Annotated in this window: 6 protein-coding genes and 1 pseudogene; 5 read left to right on the top strand and 2 right to left on the bottom strand. The window is 56.2% G+C overall.

Annotation, left to right across the window (positions count from 1 at the left end):
• Positions 1 to 21 precede the first annotated feature (21 nt).
• Positions 22 to 1,773: a tetratricopeptide repeat protein gene (locus tag HZB29_13765; protein ID MBI5816665.1), complete on the bottom strand. Its 1,752-nt coding sequence runs from the start codon at positions 1,771 to 1,773 to the stop codon at positions 22 to 24.
• Between the two features lie 146 nt (positions 1,774 to 1,919).
• Between HZB29_13765 and HZB29_13770 the strand changes: the two genes are divergently transcribed.
• Entirely contained in the window at positions 1,920 to 4,253 is a 2,334-nt protein-coding gene (locus HZB29_13770) for a hypothetical protein (protein ID MBI5816666.1), read from the top strand.
• A gap of 336 nt (positions 4,254 to 4,589) precedes the next feature.
• Here the strand turns inward: HZB29_13770 and HZB29_13775 are convergent.
• A pseudogene (locus HZB29_13775) lies at positions 4,590 to 4,679 on the bottom strand (type II secretion system protein).
• Between the two features lie 476 nt (positions 4,680 to 5,155).
• Between HZB29_13775 and HZB29_13780 the strand changes: the two are divergent.
• The 4 genes from HZB29_13780 to HZB29_13795 all read left to right on the top strand — a co-directional run bounded on the left by HZB29_13780 (position 5,156) and on the right by HZB29_13795 (position 10,472).
• Positions 5,156 to 5,797, top strand: coding sequence for a histidinol phosphate phosphatase domain-containing protein (locus HZB29_13780; GenBank protein MBI5816667.1), 642 nt, complete (start codon positions 5,156 to 5,158; stop codon positions 5,795 to 5,797).
• Between the two features lie 77 nt (positions 5,798 to 5,874).
• Complete coding sequence (locus HZB29_13785) at positions 5,875 to 7,929, top strand: TonB-dependent receptor plug domain-containing protein (protein MBI5816668.1); 2,055 nt, start codon at positions 5,875 to 5,877, stop codon at positions 7,927 to 7,929.
• Between the two features lie 42 nt (positions 7,930 to 7,971).
• Positions 7,972 to 8,547, top strand: coding sequence for a YfiR family protein (locus HZB29_13790; GenBank protein ID MBI5816669.1), 576 nt, complete (start codon positions 7,972 to 7,974; stop codon positions 8,545 to 8,547).
• Entirely contained in the window at positions 8,544 to 10,472 is a 1,929-nt protein-coding gene (locus HZB29_13795) for a response regulator (protein ID MBI5816670.1), read from the top strand. The genes HZB29_13790 and HZB29_13795 overlap by 4 nt, the downstream gene beginning before the upstream one ends.
• Positions 10,473 to 10,587 lie beyond the last annotated feature (115 nt).

The following is a 10,587-nucleotide window of genomic DNA, read 5'->3' on the forward strand; positions in this document are numbered from 1 at the left end:
ATGATGTTTGCCGCGCGAAGTTCACCTGCCGCTATTCCCCCCCTTTTGGGCATCGAGCGCCTGGCGCGCCTCGATATTTTCCGGCTCTATTTTAAGGACACTTTCGAACACCGTCGCGGAGCCGCGCCTGTCACCGCACTTTTCCAGCGCGCGCCCCAGTTTCATGCGGAATTCCACCATGCCCGGCGCCAGGTTGACGGCGCGGATATAACTTTTGGCGGCAAGTGGGCAATCCCCCCGCCGCATGTGTATGTCGCCAATCTGCATATGCGCCAGTGAAAGATTGTCCTGCCTTGATAACGCGGCCTCAAATTCACCGATGGCGCGTCCGTCTTCTCCGCGTTTGACGTATATTTTGCCGAGCATGTAATGGGCGTAGGCGTTTTGCGGCGCCACCTGGGCCGCTTTATTAAACCATGTTTCGGCGTCGCCGAGCCTGTCTGCGCGCATATGGGCAAGCCCGATGTGAATGTAGCCCCGGGGTTTGCCGGGGGATTTCTCCGCCACGTCCGACCATAGTGTGATTTTGTCTTTCCACACTTCGTTGCGGGCGCGGGTGGCCGCAATTAACGGTATGAGAATGACTGTGATGAACGCCACGGCAATAATCCTTTGTCCCCTGTCACTATAGGTGATTTTTCCGATTACCGGCATCGTCAATGCCCAGAAAGCGGCAAACGCCCCCACCGACGGCAGATAGGCACGATGTTCGAATATCAAGTCCTCCAGCGGGAAAATGGAAGATTCCACGCTTATGGCCAGAAAAAAGAAGATGATCCCGAAAGAAGCGATCCTGTTACGCCGGAACAGCCACACTCCCAACGCGAAGATGGCGCAAAGCAGGACGAGCGACGGCAAACAGTCCGCCAACGACCTGGCCAGCGGATAATCGTAGTCCAGGTTCTGCCCTACGGGCCACGCGAGAAGCCGTATGTATGTCACAATCACGTTAAATTGGGTAAAAAGATATTCGGAATGCGCCGCCACCCGGAGCGCACGGTCCGAAACATCCGTCAATTCCCTGCTGTACCCCATGGCCGACATCGCCGGGACCACCAGCAGAACCGGGAGATACGCCGCGATGACCGTCATCCTGCGCCGCAGCCCGGAAAGGGAACGGCTGACAAAATAATAGTCCACAATCGCCACGGCCACCGGCAGAGTCACCGCTATCTGCTTTGTGAACATGGCGGCGATGGCGCTAAGCAGGGACACGGCAAGCAACCTTCGGCGCGGGGCCCCCAATATTTCGCTGCGCGCAAACTTAAGATAAAGCAGAAGCGACAACAGATAGAAAAACGCCGACAGCGAAGTGGACCTCTGCCAGATATAGGTGACCGCCTGCGTCTGGAGCGGATGCGCCGCGAACAAAAGAGCGGCGAACAACGGGGCGCGGCGCATGATCGAGCCGATGGCAAACGGCCCGCACGAGCGGTGACACTCCATGCCGACGATCATTTCCATCAGCCGCCATACTAGAAACACATTTGCAAGGTGTATCGCGAAGTTGACGACATGGTATCCAAAGGTGTCCGTCCCGCCGATCCAGTAGTTGATCCCAAAGCTCAGAAAATGGACAAACCGCGAAGGATTGACACTCCATATCGTCCGTGCATCCTTCAGAAATCCCGACGGGTCGGAGTTGACGAACATAGTCTCGTCGTCAAATTGGAAGGGGAAATGGAAGGTCCCGGAATAACAGGTGAAGGAGATGATGGCCACCAACGGCGCGGCAACCTGCCAGCCGTCCAGAGGATACTTTTTATTGTCCAAATCGTCACCTGTTTTGGCGGGGGCCGTCCATGCAGGCTCCCCGCCGGTGTTTGCTTTTCCGGATTGTTGAAGTATTGTATTACAGCCCGGCGCGGTCTTGGAGGACTTATGGCCGGGAGCCTGTAAAGTATTAATAGGTTGCGAAGATGCCGGTCCGACAAATTCTTGCCGCCGTTCTTTTCCTTTCCTGCGTGATCTTCGCCGGATTCGTCCTGCGAGCCACGGACGCCCAAAGCGTTTTCACCGCCGACGGTGTGGTTTTGCAGGAGTTCGACCCCCTGTACCATATGAGGCGGGTGTTCATGACCCTGGCCGGCTATCCCCATGTCCCCTATTCCGATCCGTACCTTAATTATCCAGAAGGCTCGGTGGTGATATGGCCGCCCCTTTTCGATCTTTTCGTGGCGGCGGTGAACAAGCTGGCGGGATATGGTGCGCAGGACACCGGCAAGGTGGAGGCGTTGTCGGCTTATATAGTCCCGGTCATAGGGGCCGTGACGTGCGTTCCCGTATTTTTTATCGCGCTGGAGATAGCAGGAGCTCCTGCGGCGGCCCTGGCGGCGGTTTTCCTTGCGTTGATCCCGGCGCACATCTTCTACAGCCGGATTGGATTCGTGGACCATCATGTGGCGGTGACCTTGATCGAGTGCTTGATGTTACTTTGCGTCCTCAAGGCGCTGGACTCCGGAAACACGAGGAAATGGTGGTGGACATTCCTCGCCGCTCTGTCCATGGCGGCCGGGTTCGGCGTTTGGAACGGATATATTTTCCATGCCGCCATTCTCGACCTTTACCTGTTCACCCTGCTCATCATGGACTGGAAGGGCGCCGGATTGAAAGTGGCGCCTGTGATATGGGGGACGCACCTTCCGGCGGCGGCGGCCATGCTCCCCGTGGTCATGGAAACAATTTCGCATGGCGGCAGGCCCTTTTCGTCGGTCACCACTTCGTTTTTCCATATAGGGATACTCTGCTGTATCGGGCTTGGCGCGGCCGTGTTGAATTGGGGGGCGGCGGCGGGACTGAAAATGACGTCGTGGAAAGCAAAAATTGGCGTGGGGGCGGCCTTGGCGGCTGGCGTGTGGGCCGCCCTGGACTTTATGACCGAGGCCGTCGTGGAGGGGATGGGATGGGTGCTCACCACGGACAAGTTCATGTCTTCGGTGATGGAGTCGCGGCCGGTGATCGCCGGCTTTGAGGCCTGGCATTTTTCCGAAGCGGTAATGTCACTTTCAGGTTTCTTCCTAATAATCCCGGTAATGCTTGCGGCCATGTTCCGCAAATGGCGCAAACAAGGGGCCGTGGACGCAAAACAGCTCTTGCTGGTGGTATGGACGGGTGCGCTTTTTCTGATGACGTTAAAACAACGCCGCTTCGCCGAGACGCTGGCTCCGGCCATGGCCATATTGGCCGGATGGTTCATCGTGGAAATCCGCGCGGCCCTGGCCGGCCATATCGCGGGGAAGAGCCTTGCTGGCGCTCGCTGGAGCGGGGCGATATCCTTCATGGCCGCGGCCTTGATCTGCGTTGCGGCCTTTGAACCGTATTACGCGCAATACGCGGCCGATCCGCAAAAACTTCTGGCCGTTTTCGGAGCCATGGACAAATCGGCCGGTAAATCATACGACGTAAAAGTGTTCGAAGCCGTCCAGGATTTCCGCAAAGCGGCAGGCCTTGGCAACCCCACGCACAGGGCCATAAGCCCGGCCCCGGCGGTGATGAATCATTGGGGGATCGGCCACAAAATACTTTATCTGGCGGACATGCCGGTGGTGGCCTGCAATTTCGGCTCACACGCAGGCGAGGATTCGTATCGGGACTGGGCGGAGTTCTATATAGAAACGGACGAGGCAAAGGCCGTAAAAATACTGGAGCGGCGGGGCGTACGATATGTTGTGGCCGATTACATGCTAGGCATTGTGGACTCCGCCGCGATTTACACGGGGCAGAGCCCGTCGCAATTCCACAGGGCGGTGACGATACCGGGCGCATCGGAGCCGGTAAGCCAGTTATTCCTGCCCAAAATGATTGAAACCATTTTTTTCCGCCTGGCCAAACTTGCGGGGTCAGAGACGTCATTGTCCAACGCCAAGGGGGAGAAATTCATTGTTCCGGCGCTCGACAGGTTTCGGATGATGGTGGACTCTGAAAAAGATGATGACATGGCACAATGGAAATTCTACGAGTTTGTTAATGGGGCGCGCCTTGCAGTCCACGGTGGAAAACCAGGTGAACGGCTGGAGATATCGTACTCGTTCAAATCCTCGGCGGGGCGGGAAAGGGTGTACAGAAAAAACGTGGCGGCCGGGCCGGACGGCGTTTTTCACGCGACTCTTCCATACTCTTCTGAAAAACCGGAATATGGGCAGGTTTCAAAATACAGGTTGTTGGCGCAGGACGGCTTGAAGGACGAATTATTCGTGCGGGAGAGGGACGTTATCGCCGGAGAAGAAATCACGCATTCATTGCGGAAGAAATAAAAAAAGGCATGGCGTTTTGCAACACCATGCCCGAACCAAAGACAGATCAGGTCGCCGTTAGGGGACCAAGCCGCCGTTGGCGGAGTTCCACGCAAATGTGCCGGCAGCCTGGCCAGTGCTGTTCTGCAGACAGTTACCGTGATTGGCGGTCACCTCAAAGTGGGTCGCGTCAACCGTGCCGGCGGTAAGGGTAACGCCAGTTGTCGGCGAGAAGCCGGTGACTGTGGTGGTGGTGGTGTAAGCGTTATTGTCCGTGAAATAAGCCTCCTGGGCTATCGCGAAGTTGGCCAAGTCGGACTTGGCTGCCGAACAATAGGATTTCGCCCTGTAGGCGGCGAACTGCGGGATCGCGATGGCGGCCAAAATGCCGATGATCGCCACAACGATCAACAACTCAACGAGTGTAAAGCCTTCTTGCTTGCGCAACATGTTGTAATTCCTCCCAATTATATAAATGAGTTTCCTATTAGCGGGCTTTATCACCCGCTGTTGCCAATGTATATTTCAATGCTTATGCCATAATGGGCAAAGTGACGAGACAATAATCTCTCGCAACTCATTTCAACTGGATTATCAATATGTTAACCTCAATAAGGAGGAGACGATTTAATCAAATCATCACTTTTTCAAGTTTAGAACCAATTCAAACCAACCCTTTAAATGACACTTATTGTCAGGACATTTGACCATCCACCTTTAAGAAAAGCATAACTTGCTGTTTTTACTCAACTATTCCGGGATTTACGGTGACTAAAAATGTCATGGAAAACCAGTCTTCCCATGGATCATCATGGCGCAACTTGTCACCAGGTTCATCGCTATTGCCATATATGTTTGAATGATATATTCTTATCTTCGGGTACCATGGTTGTTATCAACCTCTTCATATAAGGATGATTCGTGTGATAGACCTGCACACTCACTCCCTTTTCTCCGACGGTGAACTTATACCCTCCGAGCTTGTCCGGAGGGCCGAAGCGATCGGCTACAGGACCATTGCGATCACCGACCATGTGGACTATTCCAATTACGGCGCGGTTATCCCCGCCATCGCCCGGTTCGCGGCCGAAATGGCCGTTGCGCCCATAAAAGTCCTGCCCGGCGCGGAGATCACCCACGCTCCGCCATGGCAGATAGGAAAGCTTGTGCGCCTGTGCAGGGAAGCCGGGGCGAAGATAGTTGTCGTGCATGGCGAGACCATCGTCGAACCAGTGGCCCCAGGGACCAACAAGGCCGCCATTGAAGCTTGCGTGGACATTCTGGCCCATCCCGGCCTTATCAGCGAGGAGGAGGCGGCCCTGGCGGCGAAAAACGGAGTGGCTCTGGAGATAAGCGGCCGAGGCGGGCACAGCTTCACCAACGGCCATGTGGCCGCCATTGCGCGCAAATGCGGGGCGGGGCTTGTTTTCAACACAGATACGCATTCCCCCCGCGACCTTATGGGCCGCCAGACCGCCACAGGTGTAGCGCGCGGGGCTGGAATGACGGAAGAAGAAATCGCCGCCATGTTCGCCCTGTCCGAAAAGATATCCGGGCGACCGTGATTTTTTGAGCCGCTTGAAACGATGGCGCCCAATCATGGCATCGCCGGTTCCAACTGAAAAAATTTGGGAGGAAGTTTGTGACCAAACGTGGACTTGTGAGCGTTTATGGCCCGGTGATTATCGCCGCCGTCACTCTAAAACTCATCGTTTCTCCGGCCTTGTCCATGGCGGACAAATCGGATCCCCGCTCGCTGACGGAGCTGTCCATCGAGGACCTGATGGACGTAAAAGTGGTCACCGCATCAAAAAAGGAGGAGAGCGCCTTCGGGTCCACCTCCGCCATCCGCGTGCTGACCCATGACGACATCATAAGGAGCGGCGCCACAAACATCCCGGAGGCGTTGCGCCTGGTCCCCGGCCTGTACGTCGCGCGCAAGGACTCGAACAATTACGTCATCACGTCAAGGGGCTACAGCGACCTTCCTTTCACCGACAAGCTGCTGGTGATGATAGACGGAAGGTCCATCCATTCCCCCACCTTCTCACAGGTGTGGTGGCCAGCCGTGAACTATCCTCTGGACGATGTGGAAAGGATAGAGGTGATCTTGGGGCCGGGCTCCGCCCTTTGGGGCGCCAACGCCAGCAACGGGATAATAAACATAATCACAAAAAGCGCCTCGAAGACCGCCGGGCCGATGGTGAGCGCCGGGGGAGGGTCCCAGGAAAAATGGTTCGGGACGGCCCGCTATGGGTGGGAAATGGGGGGAAATTCCTCCGCCAGCGCCTATTTCACCGGCTCCGGGTCGGATCGGGGGAGGGTGATAAACGACGTGTGGTCGGACAATCCCGCCGACGGGGGCGAACTGTATAACAAGAGCCGGAACATGCAGGCCGGATTCCGGGCCGACTGGAGCGGGGCCGATTCGAGGATTTCGCTTCACGGCGACATATATGACAACACAAGCGGCTCCGAAGGGGACGTTTACAAGTCATTGTCCGAAGGTGTGGTCAGATATGAGAATGACGACAAATACAATGGGAAGAACATCCTTTTGAGGGCCGAGCGGACATTGTCCGAAAACCTGGCGGCGTCGTTCCAGACTTACTATGACAGCACTCACATCAACAAAATATTCTTTGAAGAGGCGTTGGACACGGGGGATGTGGAGGCCCAGCTTGCATACCGCGGGATTACGAATCACACTCTGACGGCGGGGCTGAACTACCGGGTGTCCGCTTCCGGTTTCACCAGCACGGACGCCGTGATAATGCCCGACGTGACGAACAATCTGTACGGCTTTTTCGCCAAGAACGAATATACGGCCATGGGCGGGAAATTGAAATTGTCGCTGGAGGCGAAGGCGGAAAAGAACGATTTCACCGACTGGGCGTTCCAGCCCGCGTTCAAGGCGGCCTGGGTGGAGAATGACTGGATGACATGGTTCTCCGTGGAGAAATCGGCCCGGCTTTCCAATCCCGTCAACAAGGACTTCTTGTGGAACTGGCAGTATGACGCCGGCTCGGAGGTGACTCCCACCGTTTACCGCATCACCGGTTCGGAATGGGGGAACACGGAGGAGTTTTATTCCATCGAGGCCGGAATAAGGTTCAAGCCTTTGGAGAAGGTGTTTGTGGACATCTCCTCCTATTACAACCAGTCGCCAAACGTGATGGACTTCACCGACACGGGCGATCCTGTGTACGCGGACTCGCCGCAGCCGCACTATGTGCAGGACCTGGAATTCATCAACCTGTACGAGGGGATATCATACGGGGCCGAAGCTGTGGTCCGGGCCGACGTGGCCGGATGGGCGAGGATATACTTAGGGTACGCCTATAACAGGATGGCCATAAAGCCCAAGCCGGGCCAGGAAGGGCACCAGACGGAGGCGGACTGGGTTAACACCGGCACGCCGCCGGAAATTTTCCGGGCGGGCCTTTTCCTGGACTTGCCATACAGGTTCAAGTTCGACACGGTGGTGTACATCACCGGGGCGGCTCCGGGGATCACCGCCCAATATTACAACAGGCTTGATTTGAGGCTTTCATACCGGCCGGCCGAGAATTTCGAGGTGGCCGTGGTGGGCAGGAACCTGGGGGCGCCCCTTCATTTCGAGCACGAGCCTGTGATGCAGGAAGACTCCAGCTGGATAAGCCAGGATTTCTACGTGAAACTGACATACGGGATGTAAGAGCCAGGCCGGCCTGGGCGGCAAAACCTGAATTGACGGCAAATGAGCCCAAACAGACTTTTACGAACTGTTGTTCCGGCCGCAATTGCGCTGCTGGCGCTTTTCTGCCAAGCCGTTCTGGCCGGCGAGGCGGCGCTTCCGCAGCAAATCAAGGCGGCGTTCATTTACAGGTTCACGTTTTACGTGACCTGGCCGGAAAAAAGCTTCGCCAATCAGTCCTCCCCGTTCGTCATATGGGCGCCGGAAAAGAACGAAATATACACCCACCTTCTTGAGACAGTGGCCGGGAAGACCGCCCAGGGGCGCCATATCGAGGTAAAAAGATATATCTGGCCCCAGGACCTGAAGGGGGCAGCCCATATCATTTATGTGGGGAAAACCCAGGTAAAGGATATGGACAAGCTTGTCCATGCGGCCGAGGCTTTCACACCGGGGGTGTTCATCGTCAGTGAATCGTCCGGCGCCGAATGGAGCGGGGCATCCCTTAATTTCATCACGGAAAAAGACAGGGTGCGTTTTCAGATCAACATGGATCCGGCCAAAAAATCGGGGCTTTCCATAAGCTCCAAGCTTTTGCGGCTGGCGACAACTGTGACAGGCATGGAGGTGGAAAAATGAGCGGTTTGAAGCATATGGCCTCCAGAATGCCCCTCAAGTGGCAGATGACCTCCATCATACTGCTCACAAGCTTCGCCGCGTCGCTTTTCATCATAGTGGCGTACGTGGTGTTCGACATAACGTACTTCATTAATTACCTTGAACGCGAAATGGCGGTGGACACCACCGTGGCGGCAAGCCAGAGCGAATCTGCCATCATGTTCAACGACCAGCGGGCCGCTGAGGACATACTAAAGGCCTTCAGCCACAACAAGCATATCCGTAGCATCGTGATATTCACCCCTTCCGGCGGGCGGTTCGCCTCCTATGTGTCCCCCGAAGCGGCGGCGGCCCCGCCCGGCGCGGCCGGACTGAGGGACGGATTCTCGATGGGATGGAGCAAAGCTTCGTACACAAGGCAGATCACCACCGGCCGCGAGCGGGTCGGCTGGATTGTCATGGAGGCGAACCTTACCGGCCTGTTCGAACGCCTCCAGTGGCAGGCGCTCGTCTTCGCGGTCACCATGATTGTCCTGGCTCCGGCGGCTTTCCTTCTGTCCATAAAGCTCCAGCGCCTGGTTTCCGAGCCGGTGCTAAGGCTGGCAAGCCTGGCGCGGCAGATATCGGCCGGGCAGTCATATCCGGAAAGGGCGCAACAGGCGGGAGAAAACGAGATCGGCGACCTTGTGAACGCGTTCAACGAGATGCTCGGCCAGATACAAAGCCGCGACAGGATGCTTATGGAGCGCGCCGAAGCGCTGGAGGCGCAAGTGGCCTCGCGCACTGGGGAACTGGCCGTGTCCAACTCAAAATTAAAGTCGGAACTGGAGGAGAGGATATCAATCCAGGAGGCGCTGCTTTCGGCTAAAGAACAGGCGGAACAGGCAACGAAGATAAAAGACAAGTTCGTTTCGCTGGTGGCGCATGACCTGAAATCGCCCCTGACGTCCATCAACGGCCTGCTGAGCCTGGCATACAGCGACATCGCCGGCATGGAGGCCGGTTCCGGCAAGCTGATCGCGCGAGCCCTTACAATCGGCCAGCAGATGGCCAACATGGTGGACGAGCTTTTGGACCTGAGCAGGCTGCAAAGCGGGATGATAAAACCGGAATTGAAGTTCACGGAAAGCCGCAACGTGATCCTGGACGCCGTCATGAAGGTCCAGTTCATCGTGGAAAGCAAGGGGATCAAGATAGTGAACAGGGTGGAGGAGGGCAAAAGGATATACACCGATCCTTACCTTTTCGGCGAAGTGATCGTCAACCTGCTTTCCAACGCCGCAAAATTCAGCCACCCGGGGGGCGAAATAAGCATTTTCACCCCGCCGGACATGGACACAACCATCGCGGTAAGCGACAACGGCATTGGCATCCCGCCCAAAATTCTTGCGGCGATATTCGATCACGGCGAATATACTTCCAGAAAGGGAACGGCGGGTGAGATGGGCACCGGGCTTGGCCTTCCGCTTTCACAGGACATAATGAAAGCCATGGGAGGATCGCTCCGGGCCGAGTCTGAAGACGGGAAAGGCGCCGTCTTCTTCGCCACGCTCCCCTTTGTCCGGCCCAAAGCGCTGATCGTGGACGACGACAGGGAAATGAGGCTTCTGCTAACAAGGCTTTTAAGCAAGTTTGACGTGGAAATCGCGCAGGCCGCAAACGGCAGGGAGGCCATCTGGGCGCTGGAAAACGGCGGGGCGCACCTTGTCATATCGGACATGTACATGCCAGAGATGGACGGCCTGCGCCTTTTGGAATACGTCAGGAAGCATCCGAAGCTCAATTCCCTGGCCTTCATCGTCATCACTTCGTCGGACGGCAAGGATGTCAAGGAAAAGGCTTTTGCGACGGGGGCCGACGATTTTATCTCCAGGCCGTTTAACATGGACGAGTTTTTCCCCCGGATAGCGAGGTTTCTGCACGCGTTGCCTCACGGGAAAAGGTAACCGAAGGGGGCGTGGATTTTCGCCTCATGGTTCATTGGCCCATAACTCATTAAAAAGCCTCCTGAGTATTTTTTCAAATTCTTTTCTCAAGTGGAAGGGATTGAGCGTGCCATGG

This window comes from Nitrospinota bacterium, assembly GCA_016235255.1.
Taxonomy (GTDB): Bacteria; Nitrospinota_A; UBA7883; order UBA7883; family JACRLM01; genus JACRLM01.

Excerpts from the sequence above, each read along its gene's own strand:
- HZB29_13795 (MBI5816670.1), top strand. The coding sequence starts at position 8,544 with ATGAGCGGTTTGAAGCATATGGCCTCCAGAATGCCCCTCAAGTGGCAG.
- HZB29_13770 (MBI5816666.1), top strand. The coding sequence starts at position 1,920 with ATGCCGGTCCGACAAATTCTTGCCGCCGTTCTTTTCCTTTCCTGCGTG.
- HZB29_13790 (MBI5816669.1), top strand. The coding sequence starts at position 7,972 with ATGAGCCCAAACAGACTTTTACGAACTGTTGTTCCGGCCGCAATTGCG.